Source organism: Marinobacter sp. DSM 26671 (assembly GCF_900112835.1).
GTDB classification, from domain to species: Bacteria; Pseudomonadota; Gammaproteobacteria; order Pseudomonadales; family Oleiphilaceae; genus Marinobacter; species Marinobacter flavimaris.
This window is the reverse complement of sequence record NZ_FONF01000016.1, coordinates 72,087-97,777: the sequence shown is the minus strand read 5'-3', so window position 1 is coordinate 97,777 and position 25,691 is coordinate 72,087. Positions and strand designations below refer to the sequence as shown.

Here is a 25,691-nt window from a genome sequence, read left to right as displayed (position 1 = left end):
CGAAGGCAACATCTCGGAGCTGAAACGGGCCTTCGGAGCCGCGAAAGCGAAGTGGAAAGGTCACGATGGTTTCAAAGCGTTTGTCTGGGCCTCAGTTCTGAGCTACAACCTGGTGCGGTTGGCCCGACTCGGTCCGGATTAGCCGACCGGTTCCGACTGAACATCTGTAAACAGGGCGCATGAGCAGTCGTGCGGTGCCCGCCCGTGGCTTGAACGCGAGCCAGTCGATCAAATAATGATCACATTTACCAATATTTAGCTGCTTTCATTTTTTTGAAGGCACGCAGCTCAGCCTCCACTCCTGGAGGTGAGCTAAACTGGCTGAAAATGCGGGTTTCTGGATGGGCACTAATTAACCTGCCTCTACGGCCCGTTCCGTAGCGCTCAACCCGCTGCATCCCGGCCCCGATATCTGGCTTCTGCCTCCAGTTTGAGGCGTTACCTGGATCTGCGTACTGATGCGCTCCTTTAAAGCAGGCACGTGTGAAATAACGCCGATCAGCTTGCCGTCCTGCTGCAGGCCTCCAAGAGTTTCCAGGGCGGTATCGAGGGCTTCATCGTCCAGTGTGCCAAAGCCTTCATCCAGGAACAGCGAGTCCACACGGACATTCTTGCTGGCCATATGGGACAGACCCAGAGCCAGGGAGAGACTGACGATAAAGCTTTCGCCACCGGAGAGATTCTTCGTGGGCCGAATCTCTCCGGCCTGGTAGTTGTCAACCACATTAAGCTCCAAAGGCTGAGCATCGTGACGGACCAGCAAGTAGCGGTCGGTCATCTTCTGTAGTTGTCTGTTGGCATGGCCAATCATCATTTCAAAGGTCAGCCCCTGGGCAAAATTCCTATACTTCTTGCCGTCTGCGGAGCCAATCAGTTCGTGCAGATTTTCCCAACGGCGGCACTCTTTGCTCTGGGCCTCGATAGCCGCTTGCTTCTCCTTTATCCGCTCCTTGGCGGCCGTATTTTCACTCAGCTTGTGCTTGAGACCGGCAATGATGTCCCGCAATTCCCTCAGAGACTCCTCGTACTCCTTGAATTGGGGTTCGAGCTCTTCCAGAGATTTGTCGGTCACTTTTCGGGCCATTTCTGTGGCCAAGCGCGTCTCCCGATCCTTTTGCCTGGCTTTCAGATCTGTTTGACGCTCATCCAGTTCATTGGCCTTAACCGTCAGCTCACCTCTCCGCTCAGAGGTCAATCTGGCTCCCAGAAACTGTTCTTCATCTGAAAAACCAACTGGCGTAAGTGCTGCGGAGAAATCAGTTTCCATCCTTCCCAGTTCCGGCTCTCGCTGGTCGATCCGCTTTCTCAGGGATTCGACATGGGCCTTTGCGGTATGCCACCTTTGCTGTAGTTGATTATGCTGATCTCTGGCCTGCCTCTCGGCACCTTCGGCGTCAAATACCGCCTTATTCAAACCACGCTCTTCTTCGTCGGGATTCTTGTCGTCGTAAAGTGCTTTGCGCTCATCATTTCCTGCGGCAAATTCCGTTTTCAGTGTTTCCAGGCGCTCCCGTTTTTCGGCCAGAGCAGTGCTTTGGGTTTCGATAACCGCATCCAGTCTCTTGATCTCACTGTCGAGGTCGGCAACCTGTTTCTCGATGTCCGCCTTCTTCTTAACCTGGGCCTGCCATTCCTTCAGCCGTGCTTTGAGGGTCTCGAGCAGCGATGGAATGTCCGTTTCAGGGATGTTCTCAATACCAAGTGGCAGGAGCCTGGAGGAAACGGCCTGCCTGCGTTCGGCAAAGTCTGCACGGAGCTTTTCCAAGCTGCCCTTTACCTCGGTAAGTGTTCTTTCGGCAGCCTTTTTGTCATTAGCCGCCGCTGACTCCAGCTTTTCCGCCTCCGTCAGATTATTACGGGCCAAGTTTTCAGCCTCTTCAAGTCTCTTGATGGCGGCTTCCTGATCCTCCGCTTTGTTGATCAGCTTGGTCAGCGTTTCGATCTTCTGTTCAGTTTCATCAGAGGCAGGAACATTCCCTTCCGCGAAGGGATGCTCGGTGGCACCACAAAGTGGGCAGGGCTTGCCGTCTTCCAGTTTCGCCCGGTGATCTTCAAGCTCCGCTATCTTGGTCAGGAAGGCCATTTCACGCAGCAGAGTTTCCTTCTCCGTGCGGTATTCGCGCAGCAAGCGGCCCCCCAGTAACTGGCTCAAAACATCTTTGCCTTGCTGAAGCTGCTTTGATGCGTCCTCCAGTTCCTGCTTCCGAATGCTGGATTGCTTCTGGCAGTCGTCGAGTGACGTTGCCGCCTGTTTCAAAGCGTTCTCGGCCTTTTCTTGATCGCTCTCTTTTTGAAGGGCTTCGTTCTGCCTTAAGATCAGGCCTTTCAACTGTTCTTCAACACCGGCCAGGCCGCTGATCAGCCATTCATCCCGGGCATGCTCCTTGAGATACCCTTCAACAAGCTCCAACGCCTGCTGGGCCTTAATACGCTTCTCCTGTTCCTTGAGCCGGGTTTGTGTATCTGCGTCAATCTTTACCGAATCCTTTTTGCAGGCCTCATCACCCGTCGTAACGGCCTTTTCCTGATCGGCAAGCCTCTGATCGAGGGAGCGAACCTTTTGCAAAATCGGAACGGCCGCTTTCAGCTTTTCTTTGGCCCGAGCGGTTTGCTGCTCAGCCGCGCTCATCGTCTCGGCTTGCTCCTTTGCGGAAGATTCCAATCCAGGGAGAGCCTCTTCCCCAGTTTTCAATGCCTCTTTGTCATCTGCCTGCTGTTTGCGGGTGGCCGTAAGCGTCGCATATACGCCATCAAGCGAGGCGGCACTCAAAGCCCGGTTGAACCTTTCACGATCCGGCTTGAACGCCTCGATATCGACTTTCAGTTTGCTCTCTTCACCGGCAAGATTGACGATTTCCTTCTTTAATCCATCGATGATGGAGAGCCAGGCAATGGCCTTCCCGGCGTCGGAGTACTTGGCGGCAAGGTCTGTCTCCTCCTTCTGCCTTGTCCCGAGTGTATGTGAAATTTCTTGTTCCTGCTCCGGCTCTAGAATCACGATGCCTGCCGTTTCAGCCTGGAGTAAGTTCAGCTTTTCTCGCTCTTCGCGCTGCCGCTCATGGACACGGATCGATATCTCACTGTAAATCTCTGTGCCCGTTATCTGCTCCAGTATCGGTGCCCGATCATCCGGTGCCGCCTGAAGGAAAGCGGCGAAGCCGCCCTGGGCCAGCAACATGGAACGGGTAAAACGATCAAAGTCCATACCGGTAGCCGACTCGATCTGGTCGGCTACACCTCTCATCTTGGATTCGAAAATCTCGCCGGAGTCAGCATTGGCAATTTCATGTTTCGGAGCCTGGAGCTCGCCATCCGGCTTCTTGCGCGCCCGATGTTGGCTCCAATGACAGCGGTAACGCCCACTCTGGGTTTCGAAAGTCACCTCGGCAAAACATTCGCCGGTCTGCCGGGACATGATTTCGTTTCCGCTCTTGGTAACCTTATTCAGGCGAGGCGTCCGCCCATAGAGGGCAAGGCAGATAGCATCAAGGATCGTAGTTTTACCCGCGCCGGTCGGGCCAGTAATGGCGAAGATGCCGTCAGCCGCGAAGGCCGGGTGCATCAGGTCGATTTCCCACTCGCCTACCAGGGAGTTCAGGTTTTTGAAGCGTACCTGCAGTATTCTCATCGACAGCCTCTCTATTCCGCTTTCACGTCGTCTTCATAGAGAGACGAAACAGTTTCCTGGTAGGCCCGTAGCAGTTCAGGCCGCTGGTCTTCAGGCACCTCATGAACGGCTAGGCAGCGCTCGAACACGTCGTTCACGTCCAGGTCGTCGAGTGTCTCCTCTTCATGGATTTGTCCCAGCACGTGGTCGATGATGCGGTTGTTTTTGATCCGGAGGATCTCCACTCCAGTGCCAGAGACGGCGGTCTCCAGACGTTCGCGCAGGTCGCCAATGACCTCCTCACCTTCGTAGATGACTTCGACCCAGCCTTGAAAGTCTGTTGCCGACAGCTCGAGCATACGGCTTGAGATGCTCTCCCAGTCACCCTTAACGCGCTCCAGCTTTTGAAACACTGGCACGTCGATTAGCTGCACGGATGGCGGCTTGCCCTGGCCCTCTTCATGATTAGAAACAACCAGGCAAACGCTCTTTTGCTGTTTTGCCTCCCCGAACCCCATGGGCAAAGGGGAGCCACTGTACCTGATGGTCTCTAGGCCATTCACCTTCTGAGGGACGTGGAGGTGTCCAAGCGCCAGATAGTCAAAGCTCGCTGGAAAAATCCCGGCCGTCACATGAGCCAGGGAGCCAACGTAGAGTTCGCGTACACCATCACCATCGACGGTTTGTCCGCCGGCAGTAAACAGGTGCCCCATGGCCACAATGGGAATATCCACTCTGAGTTCCTCACGTTTCTGCTCAGCTAAGGCAGCGACTTCGGCGTAATGAGACCGGATCCCCGCAAGTAGTTTCCGCTCCTTGTCCTCGACACTCTCACCCGCCTCCGCCACCCGGATATCCCTGTCCCGGAGGTAGGGCACGGCGCAAACAATCAGCTCCGGAGCGTTCAGCTCACTGCGGAGCACCAGCACTTCGTCTTCCAGGGACTCAGAGCTACTGCCGACCACGTGGACATTCAGCGCTTTGAGCAGCTCCCGAGGGGCATTGAGAAAAGATGGTGAATCGTGGTTGCCCGCGATAACGACAACATGACGGCAGGATGAGGCAGCCACCCGGCACAGGAACCGATAATAGAGCTCCTGGGCACGATTGCTCGGAGCGCTGGTGTCAAAGACATCACCGGCCACCAGCAGAGCATCGATTTCATTCTGCTGAATCGTCTCCACCAGCCAGGTCAGAAAGGACTCGAACTCCTCGTAACGTTTTCTGCCGTAAAGAGTTCGGCCTATATGCCAGTCGGATGTGTGGAGGATTTTCATCCAGCCTCCTGCGTCTTGTTAAAGTCCTTCTCCAACAGATCATCTTTTACCCCGATACTTTGGAGAAGAGCTGAATACTGATCAGCATCATCCTTGACCTTCGAAATAATCTGCTGAGCAACGGTTTTCATTTCGGGAACTTCTATTGGAGAGGCACCACGCTCAAATACGCCACACAAATGTGAATACTCGTTATTAACTCGATCCGTAAATATTGCTGGAATGCTATCTTCACCAAAAAACTTTAATAACTTGTCATCGCCTTCAATGCCATTGGGGTATCTGTAATAGAGGTATATTTCCAAAAATTTTCTGGCATTATTCCCAAAGTTATAGAACTCATGATAATTTCCGTCATCAATAGATTCAGCAGTTGCACACTTATAAATTTGATGAAATAAATAATTAAACTCCGTAACATAGTTTTTCAGGTATCCGGGCATTAGACATATTTGACTTGCATCGCCCGAACGCTCCACCATAAAAAACTCACGCACCTTTATCCGCTTATCTCCTTTACCCTTATAATCATTGGAAATTCTCTTTAGGTATTTCAAGAAATCGAGATTGTGTGTGGAGATAAATAGCTGCAAAAAGTTTTTCGGTTTGACAATTGCAGCATTGATAAGGCTGTAGACAAAAAAGATATGGTTTGCATCCAGACTGGAAATGGGATCATCGATCCAGATAATCGGCTGATTACCTTTGGTCTCAATATCCTCAAGCTTTGCCATGAAGTAACAAAAAGCTATCAGGCTACATTCACCCTCACTTAGGTGGAATGCCTGCTTGCCGTTGCGTGTTACTTCAAACCGGTATCCTGATGAAGTATCTCCGGGATTTTCTTCAATGGCTTTGAGTGAAAGTGACTGGTGCCCAAAGAAATTGTTCAAATAGTCATTTACCCGGTCAGCGCCTTTACTTTCATCTTTCAGCTGAGCCTTGAGCTCATTGATCTTTGCTCGCTTGGAATCGACTTTTTCCTTTGCGGCATTCTTAGCTTCCTGTGCTTTTCCCATTGCCGCATTCAAAGTATCAATGGATGTGCATTCTTCTTCATATTTTATGTCGTTAATGAATGTATGAACTTCATGAAGGCGGAGGGAAGCGCGTGCTTCCGATTGATCCTCGCTCAGCGAAGCAGTGAACTCATTTGATTTTTTCCTGAGCTGTTCAAATGAATCTCTAACCGCATTCAAAGAATCCTCAACGGACTCAGGTTCATCAAATGTTAGAGGAGTGAAGATTTCATTTTTTCGTTTTTCGGCCTGTTCTTTAATAGAATCCAAGCTTTCACAATAAGCAGCGGATTTAGCTGATAACTGTTCTGAAAGCGAATCCAAATCCATGGTGAAGTTAGAATAGAAATCCGAATTCTTGATTTTCAGTAGACTGGGAAGTCGTGACCTCTCACGTTCAATCGATCCAAGCAGGTTATCCAGCGCTTGCCGAAGCTCTTCAGACTCCTGATTGAAATGCTTGTCCAGTTTTTCCCATAAATCTTTCGGCAGGTCGCTACCACAAAATGCGCACTTGTCTCTTTTCCCTTGATGATGCTCGCGACCAGTCCTCACCCATGTCGCCAATGCAGCATCGTTTAGTAATTCCTGAATCGGGTCAGATGCCTGAATCTTTTTTTCAATTAAATCTTTAGCCTTTGATGCTATCGCGGAATATTGAAGGTTAAAGGATGATGATTCTGGGATTTCCGGCTTGGGTTCTTCTCTGAGAAGGTCATGAAATTGGTCTACCTGTTCATCAGTAAGCGGGGAATAAGTATCTCTGGTAACAGTAGCGATATCTGCTTTAATTTTGGGAACATTGTAGTTGGCATCGCCAAACGATTTGTTGTGCTTAATTCCCGAGCCTGCCTTATTGGCTTTATCCCGTAACTTTGTCTCTAATTCTGTCGACTTATCGCCATGGGATTTTTTGGCTTTTTTGAACTCATCCTCAGCACCAAGGAGGTCACCAAGCAGACCTGAATTATCCTCTTCGCTTCCGAGTTCAGCTTCATGCTTTTCTATCTCTTCCTCAAGCTTGGCATTATCTTCTCCCAATATGGCGAACGAGTTTATGGCCTGCTCGTCATCAACGATGAAATGCAGATTATCTCTGACAAAATCTTCATTAAAAACCCGAACCACTTGGCCATGGCTATTCAATGAGTTTTGCGTGGCATTGGTGCCGCCATTGAAAGATAGCTGAAATTCAGGTGAGCTATATTTGTCGGAGACTGAACCGGTTTCGAGAGCCCTAAAAATCCGTGATAAAGTTGTTTTCCCGGAGTAGTTTCGGCCATATAAAATGTTGATTTTTCTAAATTCAGCAACATTATTGCCTTCATCCCTTACAGATGAAGCCCATCGAAAGTCCTGAAAGACCGCCATGCCTTTGATCGATTCTATTCTCTTTACCTCGCCGCTCATCTCGTCCCCCCTAATCTTTTTGTTCTTGCCTGATAAACGTCACCTCAAAGGCCTTGCTAGACCGAAACTGCTGCAACCGGTTGGCAAACGCGAAGGCTTCATTCATCTCGTAGTGCTGGAAGATGTCCAACCCCCGATCCAGCGAAATCTTCCAGCCGTGGTCCGTAACGATATGACGGGCATGAATGGTGCCGCTTTCATCAAACTCCCAGGTGAAGTCGATGCCCACGGTGCGAGCGGATTCCTGGATTTTTTCAAAACTCTCGTCTTGTAGGTCACCCTTGAACTCGTCCCGGACGGTGACGAGGTGAACCGCCACTTCATCTTCTTCGGCCTTGTTCTTCACGATGGCTTCTAGAAACTCCATGAAATTGCGGATCTGGTAGAAAAGCCGAATGTAGGGGTCTGTGACGGTGATCTCACTGGCTCCTTTCAGGTATGCGCCAAACAAACCGTCGAATGAGATGCCTTTTTGATTTTCCTGGAAGGTCAGGTGCTTTTCCTCCAGTACGGGTTCAGAGGCGCGGGGCTCTTTGGGCTCGCCACCTTTAACGTCTGTTGTAGGCTCGGGCTCTAATTCCCCCTCCTCAGGGGTAGACACTGTCTGGTGGTAGTAGCCTGGGTACTCTTCCTCCTCAAGTGTGGTGACCAGTATTTCCTGGCCTTGTTGATCCTGATAGGAAAAACGTACTTCGCCGTAGGTGGTATCGATCCGCTGTAACTGGTCCTTGACCCGCTTGCGCCCCTCGATGGCAAAACGCAGCACTTCTTCCACCTCTTCCCTTGTCGCTCCCCCCTGGGGGAACAGAATCTTCATCAAGCCGGAAAAGGTCTTATTGATACCGTCCCGGTCACGGGTCGAGATATCCGAAGAAAGGGTAAAGTGCTCCTTATACTGGTCGGAGTAATCGTAGTTCCGCATCGAGCGCAGGATTTCTGCAAGGTAGTCCACCACGAAGCCATAGGCGTCGGAGAACATCTCGCCCCGGATGATGTCGACCTCCCACCCGGGGATGTAGAAGTGGATTCGGTCCAGAAAGGCAGAATCGTAGAACTTGTCCGGCAGCTCATCGAACAGGTCCGAATGCTTCAGCATGTAAGGCACGGTATGCCGGGTGTTGCCCACGAACACCATGGACGCCTCGGCGCCCAAGGTTTCCACGCCCCGGGAGAAGGACTTGTTGGCCATATAGTTCTTCATGATGTCGACCAGAGCTTTATCGACGCGTTTTTGTTTGCCGGCGAATTCGTCGAAGGCCACGCAATCCCAGTAGCCCACCAGGCCGATCTTGCCGCTGGAGTTATTCACAAACAGCTTGGGTACAGTGACCTCACCACCGGAAACCAGGATCCCATGGGGCGAGAATTCGGAGTAAACGTGGGATTTGCCCGTCCCCTTGGGACCAAGTTCGATTAGGTTGTAGTTCCGCTCGCAAAACGGAATCAAGCGGACCAGTTGCGTCAGCTTGCTGCGCCGTCCGAACATCTCCGGGTTAAAGCCGATACTCTGTATCAGCAGGTCAATCCACTCATCGGTACTGAACTGCTGCCGCGCGGCAACGTAGGCGTCATAGTCGAAGTGCGATAGCTGAATCGGCTTGAGGGTAGAGAGAATCCACGGGCTGGCGTTCTGGTCTTCTGAAAATACGTATTCGATGTCCGCAATGCACCAGACGCCGCTCACCAATAGCTTGGGGTGCGCCTTGACGGTACCAGAATCCACCAATACCTTCTTGATTCCCAGGTTGGAGAACTGCGCCTCATAGGCATCCGTCTTCTCATTCAGGGCCACGCTGATCTTGTCGATGACTTTGTAGCGCCCCTTTTCCTTGATATTCGAGCGCACCAGACCGGCCTCGTTCCGGTGGACATAGTGCTTGGCCAAAATCTCCTTGACCGTCTCGATACCGGTCTGAATCGTGGCCTCGTCGTTGGTGGCGCAGTACTGGCCGAGCAGATACTCCAGCACATAGGAAGGGACGATGGCATTGCCCTTGACCGTTTTCACCAGGTCTTTGCGCACCACCAGCCCTGGGAAGTGTTCGTTGATCTTTTGGTCAAGCGTGCTCATTGGCTATAACCCTCAGAAATCAAAATCGCTGGTAAAAGACCGCCGCATCAAATACCTGAGCGACTTGTATTCCTTGTAGTGGGAGGTACCGGCGTGCTGTTCTTCCAGCTTCAGGAAAACTTCCTGGCCGTTGGCCTCATCCGCCTTTCGGCTCAGCACGAAGCGCACCTGAAGCTCCCGCTCGCGGGGGTTCTCCGAGGTCAGGTCAAACGACAGTTCGTGACTGTCCGAAATCAACTCCCCATCCTGAGTATAAATCCCGGCCCGCAGGTGGCGAGGCTGTACTTTCTCGGTAACCGGCCCGGACTGATACAAGGTGACCGCCAGTTGGCCGGAAGTGATCACCGAGCTGGCCCCGCGCAGAATGTCCACCTCTACGGCGCTGACATCACTCTGGCGCTTCTTGTTGACCTTCAGGACCGGAATCACAACTTCCTGAAGGGATGCGCCGCCATGCACAAAGCGGCTGCCAGAACCTTTAAGGCGCAGCCGGTTGATGGACTTGGGAATCTGCACTTCCATATCGCCATCCAGCCCAAGCTGCTCAGACGAGAAGTGATGGAAGGCCGGAGAGGCGGACAGCCCCTTACCCAGCACGAACCGACGGTCCCGGTAGCGAATATCATCGCCAGAAACGACGTCACCCAGGAAGTCACTCTCATCCAGCTCACGGTTCTGGTAAATAAAGCCATGGTCAGCGGTGATAAGCAGGTTGTTGGCGTTGGCCGCCGTGAGCTTCTTGATCAGACGAATCAGGTCATCCAGGGTTTGTTCTGCGGCTTCAAAGGCCTGCCCCTCTGAATGCATCTTGTCGCCGGTGTGATCGATGCGGTTGTGGTAGATGTACAGCACGTCATTACCCTTGAGCAGCTCCCGGCTGTCGTCCCGGTTAAGCTGCATAAAATCCTCCGCCTTCACGGCCTGACCCCGCCCAGCCAGGGCGGCCTGCAGGATTTTGGTACGGTTGACGGTACCCTGTGAGCTTTGGCCATCCACCAGTACCGTTCCGGTATCGTTGTCGGCGATCGCCAAGGACTTGTTGGGCAGCAGCGCCGCCATGCCAAGCTGCGTATAGCTGGGAAGGGTCGAGAGCGCCGGTTCAAGCTCCGCGCTGTAGCGATCTTCCTGCCGGATAAGGCCGAGCAGCTCGTCACCAATCTCGTAGCGCATGGCGTCTGAAATGATCACACAGATCCGCTTGTCCTTGCGCAAGTACGGGCGAACCCAGTGCTCGAAAAAGGCCTTTTGCTGAACGACCGGATAGGCCTCCCAGCGCGGCGCGGCATCCACGTGAACCTGGAAGCCATCGCCCAGCTTAAGCAGGTAGTTGTTGGAATACAGGTTCTCCACCTGCTCACTGAGCTCGCCCATCAACGAGGCCTGGCCGGACATGCGCACATGGTAGGTAAACTTGCGGTAGAGCTGATCCAATTGGAACCAGGAACGGCTGTATCGCTGAACGCCGTCAGAGACGCTGTCCATGGTGAGACGAGCCTCACCCAGCATCTGGACAAAGCGGGCAGCAAACTCAATGGCTTCATACAGGTGGCGGAACTCCCCGTACCAGTGGCCCTGACGCCGCTGCCGCACCCACAGCGCCACATCGCCGCTGGTGACCGTGCGGCCAACCACCGCCCGCACCAAGTCACTGATAATCTTCTGGTCGATCAGCCGGAAGTAGTCCAACTCAACCAGGTCCCGGAAGTCCCGCTTGCCCAGATCCTGCTCAATGCCCAGCACCTCGGCACACTCGGCAGACAGGGTTTCAAACCCCTGCTCGAACTGCCGACTGTCTTTCCAGCGCTTGAGGAACACCAGGGCGTCGCCGGTCAACTTGACCTCGCCATCCGTGCCCATGGCGTAGCAGGACTTGAACAGCTCGATCACAAAGTCGCGCAGGCTGGGTTCACTGGCCTCGTAGCCGTAGAAGCGGGTGAGCTGCTCCCACAGGAAGCTGTCCAGACCACAGCGCTCAACCAGCCGGATGCCATCATCACGGTCTTCCGCCAATTGCTGCAGCAGGGTTTCCACCACCGAGTCCATGCGGGGCTCACTACCGGCACATACAGCCAGCATCTTCAGACGCAGCTGACCGGCAGTGTCGTCCGGTTTCAGCAGCTTCTTCAACGCATCCTTGCGTTTTATTGCCTGGAAAAACTCCGCGTGGGCCTGGGCCACTCCGGCAAACTCCAGGCCCAGATCCAATTCGGACAGCCAGATAGCCACCTGGTCAGTCCGGAACTCGCCTTGGGCCAGCTGTACGTCCAGCAACCAATTGTCCAGATCTTCTGGTTGCGGCCCATCCTTGTACAGCAAGAATTTCTGTTCCGGTGCCTCCCGCAGGATGCGATATTTCAGGCCATACTCGTTGTTGGCGATTTCGGCCTTTTCAACGTCAGGAATGGAAACCGCCTCGAATTCGCTACGCAGTTCTTGCTTGGCGTCGTACCAGAACACGATGCGGTGCTTATCGAACAGTCGGCTCAAAGCCTGGCTAATACGGCCACTCATTGGCTTAACCCGGTAATCTTCTTCAAGGCGTCGCCAAATTTCGGATAGTTGACCTTAACCCCGTCATCGAGATCGATTTCCACCTGCTCGGTAGCCAGGGGGTAGAGCACATCCCGCTCGTAGTCATCCAGCTCGGCGAGGATTTTTTTGATCTTCTCGATCTCTTTCAGGGCCTTGGTCTTATCACCCTGCGAGGCCCCGGCGCTGATGCTGACGGCTTCCAGATGGTTCTTCCGAGCTTGCAGCTTTTCATCTTTGAAATCGCGCAGATACTCCAGCACCGTGCCCACGGTGTGAGGCTGGTAGCGGTGCATATAGATCAGCGCATTGAATGAGCCCTTGGGAGAGGAGAACAGCCAGTAAATGGGGCGCTTTTTGTAACGGCGCACGTGATCGTTATAGAAGTCCTTCAGGAAGTACTTACGAATGTCTTTGCCCAGCGCCTGCTCGACAAAGCGGAGGTTTTCCGCATAGTGCTCTTCGCCAAAGGCGATGCGCAGGAATTCACGGAAGCGCTCGGTGATATCGTCGGTGAACCAGTCACCATCGAGCATGGGGATGACATTATCCTCATCCGCCGGGAAGCTCGGCTCTGGGATCTGCTTCAGGTAGTCCGCGATAGTCTCACCCTGATTGGCGAGAATCAGGCCCGGCTTGTCCAGAGCGTAGCGACCGAACATACAACCCACAGCGTAGGAGATGAGTTCAACCATGGTGTCAGCACACAGGCGGGTTTCCCGGTCTTCCTCAGAGCCTTTTACCCCATAGCGGTAGGCGGGGTTGCAAGTAAGTGTGATTTCCTCAAGCGGCACCTCGGGGAATAGTTCGTCATGCAGGCCATAGGCATCGATGAAAATGCGACTATTTTCTTCCTCTAATCTCTGCATCTCTTCTGTCATGCGTTGCCAATTGGTGCGTAGCAGGGTATAGCTGGCCTCCAGCGTCTCGGCCCGGTGATCCAACGTAAGCAGCGGAGAACTCGTGAAATCCCAAGATGTTTCGTAGGAGTCCCAGTCAGATTTTGAGAGAGCGACGCAAATTTTAGTTATCTCGCCAACGCGCGAGTGCGGTACATCACTGTGAAGGTATGGCGATTTATCGACATAGCCCACGCTGTAATGCATTCCGCTACTAAGAGCGTACATAACCTCCTTGTGGATATTAGAATTGAAGTAGCCAAGCAGCGAAGAAATAGGCGTTTGGGATGGAAAAGCGCTCAGTGCGCCAGTAGCAAAAACTTTCCCTTGAGGGTTGAATCTTGCAGCGAATGCTGATCCGGCAATATCTGACCAAACGACAGACTCTCTTAGATAATATGATCTGCTTGGCAGGCAGTTTCCCTGCTGGGATAACGCAGTAAAACTTTCCTGGTCAAATTTAATGACATGCTCATTATTTCCATACCAGCGCCGAAAGCTACCGCCTTTAATGAATGGAAACCATGGAAAGGCTTGGTCAGGAAATTTCTCCGCATCCCAGTTAGTTCGAGCACTGGAAACCTCCGGCCATGTTCTAAGAAATCGGTCATCATCTCCAGTTGCAAGGCCCTGGCGCTGATCTGAGTAGTCTTCTACCTTTTTTGATCGTCCAAAGAGGGCGATAAGTTTCTCGGGAAGCCAATATGGAAGCGGGCAATCAGGTATACCCAAGAACTCTAGCTGGCTCACCTTAGAAAAAAAGTTGCGTTTATCTTTTAGCGCCTGCGACTTTTCCTCGGCAGTTCTATCTACTGCACGGATGAATATCGGTTTATTGTCAAGATTCCGTAGCTTTGAGAACGATGTAGCTGCAACTTGCACGACTTCCCCGTCGATTTCAGGGAAAGCCCTCGGCCCAAGATGCAGCACTGAATCTATCGTATGGTTGCGAACCAATAGTTCCCTGATTCCCTTGTACGATGAGAGAAACATCCAGCTTTGCATGGTGACGAGCCCATGCAGTGATCGCTCAACGCCGAGCAAGGAAGCCCTTTTCAGAAAGGCTGCGTATAGATCAGCTTTTCCTTCAATGAAGAAGTCGTTGATGAATTTCTTCAGAACATCATTCATCCCACCCCTTCGCCCCATATACGGTGGATTGGCTACCACCACATGGTATTTGGGCGAGAGCACCTCGGCCATTCGGAGAACGGCGACGAGGCGCGCTTGAACTTCTTTTAGCAGTATATCGTCGCAAAGGCCTCCGTCCTCAAGAACGCTCAGAGTTTGGGATGGATCAGTTAGCTTCGGCACTATCAGTGAACCGAAATTTTTTGCCTGTTCGAACCGGCATAAAGTCTCGCGCAGCTCGTCAGTAAAAAGATCTTTACCTACCAGAGTAGCTACATCTTGCATCTCGGATTCGGTAAAGGACACGTTCTCCAGAACGACAATATTCGGCTGCACGGGCTTTCGGAAGAAACGGCGTTGTCTGGCTCGCGCCTTCATGGTCAGCGCAAATGCGGCCAGTTCTCCAGCGCGTTCGTCGATCTCAATTCCGTAAAGGTTATGGGTCAGAATCTTGGCCGGAATCTCAGCGGACTCATAGCCTTCCTCCTCATAAATGGCATACAGCAAATCGAAGGCATAAGTCAGCATATGGCCTGAGCCACAGGCTGGATCGCAAACCTTAATTTCTTCCGGACTACTGATGCGGAGGAAATCAGTCTCGGGTTCTTCCGGCTGGATGTAGTAATCCATCCGTTCAATCAGGCCTGAGTCTGGCCGGTTGAGCATCCAGAAGCGCCCCAGAGAGTTCTCCACCAGATAACGTACGATCCAGTGCGGTGTGAACAGCTGGGTCGCCGCCGGGATATTCTCGGGAGTAACCTTCTTGTTCTTCTTGAGATCCGCAAATACTTGGTCTTTCTTCTCGGAGATATAGAACTGATACAGCCAGCCGATCACCTCGACATCTTCACAGGCATCCGGCGTCATGGCTTCGCGGGTGTAGGCCAGAATGGAGTTACCCGAAAGCAAATCATCTGGCATCAAAAGCTCGGTGTAATCGTCAATGCGTTCGAACAGGAATGGCATCGCGCTGTGCCAATAGTTACAGGCGGCTACGACCAGCAGGCGATAGGCTTCACCCTGAGGGTCCTGACTGGGTGTTTTGCCATCCAGCAGGGCGAAGATCTTTTGGCGGGTTGGCTCCGCCACCATGTCTTCATCGATATGTCCCATTTTGGCATCCGCCAGGATTTCGGGCTGGAACTGCCCCTCAGCAGGGGAAACAATGCCAATGCGGTTGTAACGATTCACGTCCATAAAACGCAGGGCGCAGAAGCGGTTGAACCAGATGTAGGCCACCCGCTCGATAACCTGCTCTTTACCTTGGTCGGCTATCGCCTCTTCCAGCTTTTTAATCGCCTGTGGCCTTTCTCGCCGGGCGGGACTCTCGTCGGCCAATACCAGCTTGAGCTTGGCTGTAACCTGTTCGAGGAGGCTGCGACGAGCGAATTGGGCGAACTTTTTAAGTTTTGCAGTTTCCATCTGGTTATTCTCCTTCAGCACCCGCCAAGCGTGTAACAGGCCATTTCGGGAAGTTTTCGTTCCACTTTTGAAGATTGACGACATGACAGCTGGTGGCCAGTGACTGAACCCAGCGCGAGGAAGCCCTACCCACGGGCAGCTCCTGCTTCAATGACTTTTGCATATGGCCATTTAGGGCGTTCTCAAAAGTGAGAAGACAGACATAATGGACGGGTTTATCCACTTTTTGTTCGGCGTGTCTATAGAGATAAGAATCTCGGAATTTATACTTGAGGTAGTTCTTTAACCATTTAAAACTAGCTTGCCTTGCTTTCTTCTGCTCATCATTTGCCGCATTTCGGACATCATAGATCGACGGATCGTCATAGTCCTTTAACTCTACGTAGACATAGGCCTCTTCAAACTCGGCAACAATGTCGACCCCTTTCATAGGGGCACCATGAAATGTAGGTTTTGATCGGTCTTTTTCATCGAACACAAACGCATCCAATGCATCAGTGAACTGGAACTCAAAGCCGTCAGCAGCTACAACCTTCATTTGCCAAGGCCTCCCATGTCATTTTCAATCTCCTGATTGATGAGAAAACCGAAAGCTTCATCTATGGGGTTTGGGGCAATGTCTAGATAGTCATCAACTGACGACACTTTTATTTCTTGGCTTTCAGAGTCGCGGAATAAGCTGTGGAAGCGGACATGGTCCTCCTTGCCTTTGTCTAGGAGCAAGTCAAACCACTTGAGCAGAACGTAATCATGGGTTGCCACTACCACTTGCTGTCCGTTTCGTGCCAATTCAAATAGTACTTCCACGACCAACTTCATGAGCTTCGGATTAAGATTGGATTCTGGTTCGTCCCATAGCAGCACCCCGCTTCGACCAGGATCAAGCTCATGATTTTCAAGCAGAAGCTGTAAGGTGCCTAATTTACGTAGGCCTTCCGCCGTCATGTCTGCTGAATCACGGCGGCTAGCACGGAATGTCAACTGTTTATAGTTTTTACTTTCTTTATCCTTGACCCTTTCATAATGTCCAGTTTGAAATGCAATGGCCACCTTTCCGGAAAGTTCCGAAACGTTAAATCGTCCACCAAGTAGCTCAATGAGTTTAAGGTAGATCGAACCAAATCTTGGGTCTTGGTCGATTTTATCTTCTGATTTGAAGGGGGGCTTTTTTGCCAGCTTTTTAGCAATATCGAGGTAGCTCTGGTCAAATAGAGCCTGTAAAGTTTCGCTATTCCCTTTACTTGCCAAGATGCCTTTCATTAAAGAAAGCACCTCTTTTACAGGGATGAAATTTGGCTCTCCCACTACTGGCGTGCTGACAAATCTCTCCGTTGCCAAGTGCTTTGAGTTTGCTGAAAAATTGACATGTAAGACTTGGCCGTTTGCGAGCTGACAAGAAAGCTCTGCCTTCGATTTTCCATCATCACCAACTAGCCCTTTCAGAGAGTTGCTCAAGGGCCGATAAAGCCGTAGCATTTCTTCGGACGTTGCATCTCGAAGCGCAAGCGATTTATTGGCGAAATACAGCGCTTTCAGCAACTGTGTTTTGCCGGTACCGTTTTCACCAATGATTACGTTGATCTTGGACGAGAAATCGATGTCCAGATCACCGAATGACGTAAAATTTTTGAGTTCAAGCCGGTCTATCATCATTACTTCCCGATTGTTCACTATCCCCTGACCCAGCACCCGGTCGGCCACTGCCCTCACTTGCACGCGAAAATACGCGCAGCGCTCGCATCCGCTCGCATTTTTCGTGCGCCGCACGTATTTTATCAGCTTCGCTCATATCGGGTCCCTTTCCCCTGGCCTACCGGGCGTATCACGCCCTTGTCTTTCAAGCGGTTGAGCAGCCGAGTGGCCTGGAAAGGGCTGATATGGCACAGATCGGCGGCATCCGCTCGTTTAATGCTGCCGTGGGTATCGATGAAATTCAGCACCATCTGCTCCTGCTGGATGGCATCGAAGCCCGCCTGGCGCACATAGGCGGCCTTTTGCCCCGCCCCCCGATACACCTTGGCGCTCAGGGTATAGGTGCGGCCCTTACCGGTGCCGTGAGCTTCCACCATGCCGGCTTCCACCAGTTTCTCCAGGGTGCCCCGAACCACGGTTTCGGGCTTTTGCACGGATTTGGCCAGGTCCGCCGTTCTTAAGCGCCGCTCATTGCGCAGCCGGGACAGGATAATCAGGCTGTCGATGGGCATGGCGGCGGCGGTCTGTTCCTCGCGCTCGACGATCATGCGCAGAAATTCGGCGTCTGCGTCCGCTGCGCTCATGCGCACGGAGACGGTGTGAGCGGATGACATGGAGTAGTCGGGGGCGGTGCGCCCGTAGCGAAGCATACCCTCGAAAATCCGGTCGATGCCCCGGCCTGTGCGTTCAGCCAGGCCGATACGCTTGATGATGTCGGCCAGCAATGGGTTACGTGAGCGGGGGTCGACCACCAGCAGGTTGTCCAGATTGACACCCTCCACAAAACCACCAGGATTACTGATGCTCAGGCCGTCATCGTCCAGTTTGACGTGTACGGCGCCCAGGGCGCTGTAGTCGCGGTGAACCAGGGCATTCACAAAGGCTTCCCGGAAGGCCCGGCGGTCGAAGTTGGGGATGGGAACTCGAAACAGCCCGACCTGAATCTCCTCTTCCTCCACCCGGGCCCGGAACAGCACTTCGACCTCTTCGAAGGTCTCCAGCAGCGGTTTGCGGTAGAACTCATTGACCAGAACATCGGTACCGCGCAGCACCTGGAAGGCCACCTCGTGGGAGGGTAGGTGTTGCCGGAGCTGCATTTCGTTCCCCAGCAGCAACAGGCCTGCAACCGTGGGGCGGCGCTTGCCTCCCACGCTCACAGTCAGCCCCAGGGCGCCGTCCAGCTCATCGTCCGCCAGGGGCATCAGGCTCTGGTCGCCGCCGTATTTCTTGATGGCGTTTCGGATTCGGATGCGCTGAATCGGGTCCAGGTCTTCAACCGCCAGGTTTTCCACCGGCAAGGCCGAGGGGTCGGTTACCCCCAAGCTTGACTGGCGCTGAACAAACTCGTGGGGGTAGAAGGGCACGGCCTCCGGACTACCGTCCATTCTGAGGCGACGACGCTGTAGAAGGCCATCCGAGGTGGACACCAGCTGCCGGGATTTGGGCACCTGGATTCTGGCGATGGGTTGTCCTTCCAGCTCCACGGCCTCAACGCGCACGGCCAGCGAGGGGATGGTCTTGTTGGCGATCAGTGCCGGCAGGCCGGCGAGGTTGCGGTGATTGGCATGCAGCCCAGTCGGGGTGCCATCGTCTTCAACGCCCAGGAACAGGTCGCCGCCCTCGGTGTTAGCCAGGGCCACCACCGCAGCTACCAGATCCCGGTCCGGCAGGCTTTTGACGTCGCTCTTGAACTCGACGGCAAGGCTTTCGCCACCGCGAATGAGCGCCCGGATTTCCTGTTCGGCTTTGTGCATGGCTATCCCCAACATCGACCGGTTAGACGGTTCGGCACGCTTAGATCTGGACCTTGCGGCCTTGCTGGACTTCAACCAGCAGGGCCTCGCGCAGGGCATTCAGATAGCGGTCCACATCCCCCTCGTCGGCCAACCAGGCCTTGTCGAACGCGACACGAAGGTTGCGAGTGTGGACGTAGTCGGTTGCCGATTCCTTGATCTCGTGAGACTGCCCCCTATTCTCGTCCTCATCCTGACTACCCGGAGGCTGCTGGAAGTCGTCTGCCGGTGCCGATTTCTGATTGGCCAGCGCCACCATTTTGCCCAGCAGCTTCTGGTACCCTTCTTCTTCAAAGTATCGGGTTCGATCCTTGATCACGGCAATCAAACGCTCCTGCCCGATGTAATCGACCAGATCCCGGAATGGTTTATTGAGCTCATCCTTACGCGGCTCCGGCAGGGACTGATATTCGTCCATGCTCTGCATGCGTTCCTGCATGGTCTTCAGGGAGGTTTCTGCCTGAGCTCTGGTTTGCTGCACTTTCTCATCGATCCGCTCTTGCAGGCTATCCAGCTGGCCCTTGAGCTGCTGAATACGATTCCCTTTGTAGCAGCTGGGATCGTTCAGGATGGTGCGGATTTGCTCGATCTCGTCCCCGGACACATAGATGAAGTTGGGTTCCTGGCTCTGCAGGAGGGACCGAGCCTGGTTATAGATGTCTTTTTGTGAGCCTCCCATGAACTTGCGGATGGGGTCGATGACATCCTCTTTCAGGTCCAGCAGTTGGTTTTCCTGCTTGCCCAGTTCCGTCAGGTGCCAGGTGTAGGGCTTTCCGGCGACTTCTTTCAGCGTTACCAGGGCAGGCTTCAAGGCATTGAGAAACGGGTACTGATCGACCTGCGCTATCCGCCGATCCAGGTCGTGGTACATGTCCTGGAAGGCTTCGCCGGCCTCTTTACCCAGGGCCTTGGCTTCGCTGCTGCGGGGCGGGCTGTCGAAGAAGTCCTCGTAGAACGACTTGAGGGCCCGGACCTGTGAGGCGGTGAACTCAATCTGCGGTTCCAGCACCACGTTGCCGTGGCCGTGAGTGTTACGCAGGGCGCGCTCCAACTCGCTGTCCTCCAGGATGTTACCGTCGAGACGAACTTCCACCTTGCCACGGGCACAAAGGTTGGCCAGCGTGCAGAGAATCGCGGCGTAATACCAGCCGTAGGGTTTGCGTTCGAACTTTTCCAGCAGGCTCTTGAGGGTGGTGCGGACACCGCCCCGGTTGTTGCTCTGAATGAACGCAAGCACTTCCTGTTCGGATTCCGCCAGGGCCGTGGCGTCATTACCAAAGAGACCATCGTCCGTACGGCTGAGGCAATTGCTGATGTCGTTTTCCGTGTAGGAAACGCCGCGCAACATGCGGAGGTTGGGGTAAGCCCGCGAAATCAGCTCATGAAAGCCCCGAATAATGCGGGTCTGGGAGTCCTCATTCGCCACTTCCACATCCGCGCCACCGATGAGCAACTTGGACTTGCCAATGAGCGTCTGAACCTGCTGCCGAAGCCTGGCCTCGCGCTCACGGTTCTGGAAGCCCTTGTCATTCAGGATCCGCTTAACAGCTTCCTGCTGAGTAACGGAAATGTTCTGCTTGATGTACTTTTCGGTGCGCTTGAACATGAGCAGATCGCGCACCAGGCGCTCGTCCGACGGCATGAGCACGAACAGCTCGTCCGCCTTGTAGGTTGAGGCCGTACGGAGCATTTGCTCATTGTCGGTATGCTCGTGGAACGGGCTGATGACATTGATCGAGAGCTCGTATTCACGCCCATGCAGCCGATCATCCAGTTTGCGCGAATAAGAGTAGTCCTGCCCCTGATTCTGGGAGGAACCGGCGTCATAGCGGATTTTGCGCAGCTTGACGACAAAGTCGAATATGATCTTTTCCAGTTCGTCCGCAACGTCCGATGACTCAACCTCTGTGTTCTTGATCTCCTGCTCGACGTCCTTTTCCTCGTCCGTCAGGTACTCATACTGGTCGCCGTTGCGCTGTATGTAGGTCTGTTGCTCCAGAAGGCTCAGGGCTTCCTCGACCTTAGTGCGAAGTGCCGGCAAGTCCTGATCGAAGGCATCGAGCATCAACACGCATAGGTTGCGCACCGTAGGCTTGAATTCCTTGACATATTTGACCAGGAACAGGGCCTTCAGCAGCCGGATTGCGAAGGCATTATCGAGGTGGTTCTCGGCCTGAATAATCGCCCGCTGTATTTGTGATTTCAATGCAGAGCGGATGCCTTCAAACATCAAGTCAAAGGTGGCCAGCTGGCCCACCTCATGGTTGCCGATGTGGATGGCCACCTGCTGGAAAACCCCCAGCATGGAGCGCTCACCGACTGAACTGTGTTTACCCTCGAAGGCGTTGTGCTGCGACAGATTCTGGATCGCTGATTGAAATAGCGCGAACTGGTAGGGGACGAAGGGGTAGCTGTGGATGAAGTGGTCCCTGTCCCGGAAGTTCCGGTAGGTAGCCGATCCATCCGCGAAGTCAAAGAGGGTTTTGAAGTTGTTCGCCTGCGCGTGGTAGACGTCCGATAGCTGATTGACGCCTTCTTCGGTCTTGGTCAGCAGGCGCTTCTGGATGACCTCCGCCACGTCCGCGCTGGACAGCTTCATGCGGTTATTGAACCGCGCCTGAATTTTCGAGAAGTCGTGGCCCTGCTGTTTGCCCATTTCGCCCACCACGTTTTTCATTTCTTCCTGGGCGGTGACAATGATCCAGGCCCGGCCCCGACACTTGGTGGCGAGACTCTCGGCAATGGTTTGCAGGTTGGTCATCAGCTTGGTGTTGTCGGCAATGTACTGGCCGACCTCGTCCACAAAAAAGTTCAGGCGGAACTCTTTGTGGCCACCCTCTTTTGCCCGCTTCTCGATATAGGCATTCACGTTGTCCGCGAAGTCTTCAATTGAAACGCGGTATTCGCTGCGGTACTTGTCCAGAATGCCCGCTGCCGACTGCGGGTCGCCACCGGTCACAGCAGCGTAGGCTTTGGCGATATTCGCGCCTTCCAGAAGGGCCTGCTCCCGGCCTTTCTGCCAGGAGCGACTAGCAATGGCCTCGTACTCGGCTTTGAACTGCTTGTACAGGCCACGGCCGTCCAGATCGCGCTCAAACTGGGCAATGTGCCCTTGTTTGCCGTAATAACCGCACATTTCGTCAAAGACTTTAACAAATACGGCCAGAAGCGCATCGATCTGGGTTTTGCTGATGACATCGGCTTTCTGGTCGATGTTGAACAGAATGCTCTTCGCCGGAATTGAGACAGCTCGCTTCAGGTCGCCCCGGAGAATTTCATTCTCCCTGCACTTGGGAAGGAACAGGTCCAGGGTTGTAGCACCGTCCATCTCCCGGTTTTCAAGCAGAAGGGCCAGCATCTTGAGGAGGTGCGACTTACCTGAGCCGAAGAAGCCGGATACCCAGACCCCGTTCGCCCCTTCGTAGTTATTGTAGGCGTCCAGGAACTCTTCGAGGCGTTTCTCGACTTCGTTGGTCAGTACGTATTCTTCAATTTCGAGGCGAAGACTGGCTTCATCGTCGGCTTTGATAACGCCTTCAATGGGGCGGTCAACGGGCTTTAGAAAAATATTCTTCAATGTCATTGTACTTTCCCTTAATGATTACGCCTCGAATCGCATCGTCCGCTCAGGCTTCGTAATGAAAGATGTTGAACGCACGGTAGTACTTGTCGTCATGCAACCTGCCGAACAGATCCAGCGATGCACCAGTTTCCAGCGAGTGGTTATAGGACCCCGGAAAGAACATCACCGTTGGCTGGTCTTTGGCGGTGCTCTGCAAGTTGTTGAGCACGTTATGGGAGCGTATGTAGGGGAAAACCTCGCCCACCCCTGAGAGAAACAGCACGTCAAACTCAACGGACTGGAGTTTTGCCGCAATAGCGGGCACCAAATGGGCTTCCGGATCCAGCACTCCCTGTAGCAGTTCTTTCAGCTGATCCTTTGAGACCGTGGGCTCGAGCTCCAACACCTGCTCCCAGATGTCTCTTTCTTTCAAGATATCGACGGCCAGGTCGTACAGATTGATACTCAGGATCCGGATGCCCGCCTGCTCTAGCCGGTTAACCAACTGCCGCTGAAGACGTTCCATTTCGACCGCTTCTTCAGGCCGGTAGGGGCAGATGAAGAAAGGCACTTCATTGCCCAGTCCCTGTTTGTTCAGGAACCGCTGGCCGGAAACCACGCTGAACAGGTGCTGTAGTCGCTCCTGCATCGGCATTTTGGCAATGTCCTTACTCAAGCTGACATCCCCCTGATATCGGATTCATAGACTGGGAAGTAAAAAAACTCGTCAGGATTGTTCTGACGCAGCAACTCAACCAGCCTGGGGCTTAGCAGTATTGCGTTTATGGTTTTGTCTTTAGCTAACAACCCTGCCTCCCGCAGCATTCTGAACAGGACCTGTCGCAATTTATCGCGCGTTGAGGCGCTGGCATTATCCAGTTCGTCATGCCATTCCGATTTACGGTTATAGAATGCATCGAAATCCTCAAAACTGAGATCCAGCTTAATCGCGACAAACCTTTCGTGTAGCACTTCCACCGCAAAGTCCGCTATAAAGCGATAAAGGCGGCACACGGCAACCCACAGGAGATGTGCCTGGTCCTGGTGGTTTGCCTCGACCAGGAAAGTCAGTTCGCTCTCGGTCAACGTTTTCAGGCGTGCAATCGCCTCTCTACAGGTGCGCTTTGCCGTGCTTTCCGTTCTGGCCTGTAGCAGGTTGTCATGCAGAGCTTGAGCCCGCACCTCGTCCCAGTCACGGAGCGGCAGGTACAGTTCGGCCAGTTTCACCGATTCGCGGTGGTACAGGCTGCCGGACGTGAAGGAGATACGATACCGGCCTAGGGTCATTCGGAACGCTCGCCCTTGCTCGTCTCGGCGGCTCCACCGCCCTTGACCCACTCATCCACTTCGACTTTTTTGAACTTCCAAAATCGCCCCATACGGTGGGCGGGCATTGCATGCTTGTCGATCCAGCGGTACACGGTGTCATTGCTGACACCGAGGTGCTTGCCTATTTCGTCTACGGATAACCAGCGATCTTCCATCTCGGCCATGTTTTCGCTTCCTATGGGCGATGGTGTTGCCACCTTATCTGAGGCGGCACGGTCTCATGGGCGGAACAGCCCTACACTACATTGACTGATCAATATATAGAGGTACCACGCTGCATTCAACCGATTTGACCCGGATAGACCAGCAAAGAACGGCATATATAGCCACCTGAAATCTGGGCGATCCCATCAATAGCCCCACGCAATCAACACCTGCGGTGTGAGCGGCATGCCTTTTACCGCCAACAGCCCTCCTCGCTTGAGGGGCTTGCACTCCCGCTGGCAGCCTCCTTCAGTCCACCGAGGTGCTCCTCCAGATCTTTCAGGAGGCGTTCGCTTTTCCGCACGATTCGACAAAGCTCCGCCTGGTTGGCATTGAGCCTTCGCAACATCTCAAAACCGGTCTCAGTCTCCATGATGAGCGGTTGCTCCCAATCCTGGGCCCGCGTGAAGGCCGGTTTGTGATAGCGGAACCGACCTTCTTTGCGGATGTACTCACTGAACACTGATCGTCCCTCGCCGCTCTTCTGCTGGACGAAGCGATTGTAGTACCAGGACAACTCCAGCTTTCTTTTCCGGAGTCGGACGCGGCAGCCGAAGTGCCCGGGATAGCCGGGTGTCTGGTCGGTACGATGCGCGACGTTGTGGGACCAGAAGTGATCACAGAGCCGCTGCGCCAGATAGCGGTACCTCGCTTGCTCCACGTCCGCTTGCTGGTGAATCGCCGTCAGAAACTGACGGCATTGCGTTATGGCGGCTTTGATACCACGTTGGTGGTTCACATTTTGGGCTCGGCTGACTGCCTCCCACTTTTCGCAGATTTCTTGGTGAGTCATTCGTTTGCTCATGGCTGGCTCCTATTTGAAACGTCACTAGCGATGCTAATCGCACGATGGGTCAGAGCTGCCACGTGCTTTTGTCCTTTTTGGGCACAAAGGCGGGTTCAGGGCGGATTTTTGCCCCCAGGCCGTGGGGCCTTTCCAATTCCTTTCCACGTAACTAACTGATTTGGGACTTTCGCGATGCGCTCCCACGCGCCATGAAATAGCTCGCATGGGCTGAAGGATCCGCGCTTCATTATTTATTTGGGACCCTGGCTTCCCACCTCAGTGACAACACCGGTATCCGGTGGCTTGATGTAACCGGGCTGACTGTCGTCGCTACAACAATTCCCACTACTTGCTCGGGGTACTTACAAGGGCTTGGAAGAGACTTTTTGGAGCCCCGGTGTGATACGGGGATAACCCGTGAAGTAACAGGGCCTCGAAAAGGCTCTTTAAGAGGCTGTTTTGATCACGTTCAGCATTGACTTTCACATGTGAAAGTCAATGAGCATTACCGCTTCACAAAATGATGCCGTGATGGTGGCGGGTGACAGCGATTGCTTACATTTTCACCAGAATTTGCCCGCAAACCGTTGAGATTCATATGGAAATCGTCCGAATGACAGAAATTACCCATTAAATTCAGATATTTATAATTTTTTTCTCTTTTCGCCAAAAATGGCCAATTCCACGGTTCTGGTCCTGGCTCCGGATTACTAATAATCACTCCTGAAACTGAACAACCAATCAGGAGTGGATTATGCAAAGACAGTATTTCAACGAAACGAATGAACGTTTGCTCACATATGAAGAGGTTTGTGCCGTCACCCAGCTTTCGCAAGCCACGCTTCGAAGGTACGTGAAAGCAGGTCGTTTCCCTGCCCCCATAAAGCCAAGCCCGCAAGGAAGAGCCGTCAGGTTCCGGATTCAGGATGTTCGTGACTGGCTGGACCGGTTGTGACGGA

Annotated in this window: 15 protein-coding genes and 1 pseudogene; 2 read left to right on the top strand and 14 right to left on the bottom strand. The window is 53.3% G+C overall.

Annotation, left to right across the window (positions count from 1 at the left end; translation table 11 throughout):
* A pseudogene (locus BM035_RS22410) lies at positions 1 to 142 on the top strand (ISNCY-like element ISMaq5 family transposase); the annotation flags it as partial.
* A 210-nt stretch (positions 143 to 352) separates the two neighbouring features.
* On the opposite strand, the gene BM035_RS16380 reads toward BM035_RS22410, so the two are convergent.
* The 14 genes from BM035_RS16380 to mobI all read right to left on the bottom strand — a co-directional run bounded on the left by BM035_RS16380 (position 353) and on the right by mobI (position 24,750).
* Positions 353 to 3,628, bottom strand: a complete 3,276-nt coding sequence (locus BM035_RS16380; protein ID WP_092033209.1) for an AAA family ATPase — start codon at positions 3,626 to 3,628, stop codon at positions 353 to 355.
* An 11-nt stretch (positions 3,629 to 3,639) separates the two neighbouring features.
* Entirely contained in the window at positions 3,640 to 4,884 is a 1,245-nt protein-coding gene (locus tag BM035_RS16375; protein ID WP_092033207.1) for an exonuclease SbcCD subunit D C-terminal domain-containing protein, read from the bottom strand.
* A complete protein-coding gene (locus BM035_RS16370) occupies positions 4,881 to 7,313 on the bottom strand; it encodes an AAA family ATPase (RefSeq protein WP_092033204.1) in 2,433 nt (810 codons plus the stop codon). The genes BM035_RS16375 and BM035_RS16370 overlap by 4 nt, the downstream gene beginning before the upstream one ends.
* A gap of 10 nt (positions 7,314 to 7,323) precedes the next feature.
* Positions 7,324 to 9,384 carry a BREX system Lon protease-like protein BrxL gene (gene brxL, locus BM035_RS16365; protein ID WP_092033202.1) on the bottom strand — a complete coding sequence of 687 codons (2,061 nt, stop codon included), beginning with the start codon at positions 9,382 to 9,384 and terminating at the stop codon, positions 7,324 to 7,326.
* A gap of 12 nt (positions 9,385 to 9,396) precedes the next feature.
* Positions 9,397 to 11,895: a BREX-1 system phosphatase PglZ type A gene (gene pglZ / locus BM035_RS16360; RefSeq protein ID WP_092033199.1), complete on the bottom strand. Its 2,499-nt coding sequence runs from the start codon at positions 11,893 to 11,895 to the stop codon at positions 9,397 to 9,399.
* Positions 11,892 to 15,365 carry a BREX-1 system adenine-specific DNA-methyltransferase PglX gene (gene pglX, locus BM035_RS16355; RefSeq protein ID WP_092033196.1) on the bottom strand — a complete coding sequence of 1,158 codons (3,474 nt, stop codon included), beginning with the start codon at positions 15,363 to 15,365 and terminating at the stop codon, positions 11,892 to 11,894. The genes pglZ and pglX overlap by 4 nt, the downstream gene beginning before the upstream one ends.
* 4 nt (positions 15,366 to 15,369) lie before the next feature.
* Positions 15,370 to 15,903, bottom strand: coding sequence for a hypothetical protein (locus tag BM035_RS16350; protein ID WP_092033194.1), 534 nt, complete (start codon positions 15,901 to 15,903; stop codon positions 15,370 to 15,372).
* Positions 15,900 to 17,066, bottom strand: a complete 1,167-nt coding sequence (locus BM035_RS16345; protein WP_217646358.1) for an AAA family ATPase — start codon at positions 17,064 to 17,066, stop codon at positions 15,900 to 15,902. The genes BM035_RS16350 and BM035_RS16345 overlap by 4 nt, the downstream gene beginning before the upstream one ends.
* A 74-nt stretch (positions 17,067 to 17,140) precedes the next feature.
* Entirely contained in the window at positions 17,141 to 18,811 is a 1,671-nt protein-coding gene (locus BM035_RS16340) for an ATP-binding protein (protein WP_092033191.1), read from the bottom strand.
* Between the two features lie 40 nt (positions 18,812 to 18,851).
* Complete coding sequence (brxC, locus tag BM035_RS16335) at positions 18,852 to 22,433, bottom strand: BREX system P-loop protein BrxC (protein WP_092033189.1); 3,582 nt, start codon at positions 22,431 to 22,433, stop codon at positions 18,852 to 18,854.
* Positions 22,434 to 22,476: 43 nt separating this feature from the next.
* The gene (locus tag BM035_RS16330) at positions 22,477 to 23,067 is read right to left on the bottom strand and encodes a DUF1788 domain-containing protein (RefSeq protein WP_092033212.1); all 591 of its coding nucleotides are present in this window, start codon (positions 23,065 to 23,067) and stop codon (positions 22,477 to 22,479) included.
* Between the two features lie 17 nt (positions 23,068 to 23,084).
* Positions 23,085 to 23,699 (bottom strand): DUF1819 family protein, encoded by a 615-nt coding sequence (locus BM035_RS16325; RefSeq protein WP_092033186.1) that lies wholly within the window; start codon positions 23,697 to 23,699, stop codon positions 23,085 to 23,087.
* A complete protein-coding gene (locus BM035_RS16320) occupies positions 23,696 to 23,905 on the bottom strand; it encodes a helix-turn-helix domain-containing protein (RefSeq protein ID WP_008174223.1) in 210 nt (69 codons plus the stop codon). Before BM035_RS16320 ends, BM035_RS16325 begins: the two co-directional genes overlap by 4 nt.
* Before the next feature lie 233 nt (positions 23,906 to 24,138).
* Entirely contained in the window at positions 24,139 to 24,750 is a 612-nt protein-coding gene (gene mobI / locus BM035_RS16315) for a conjugative transfer protein MobI(A/C) (protein WP_092033184.1), read from the bottom strand.
* Between the two features lie 736 nt (positions 24,751 to 25,486).
* Here mobI and BM035_RS16310 point away from each other — a divergent pair.
* The gene (locus tag BM035_RS16310; protein WP_008174219.1) at positions 25,487 to 25,687 is read left to right on the top strand and encodes a helix-turn-helix transcriptional regulator; all 201 of its coding nucleotides are present in this window, start codon (positions 25,487 to 25,489) and stop codon (positions 25,685 to 25,687) included.
* Positions 25,688 to 25,691: the final 4 nt, after the last annotated feature.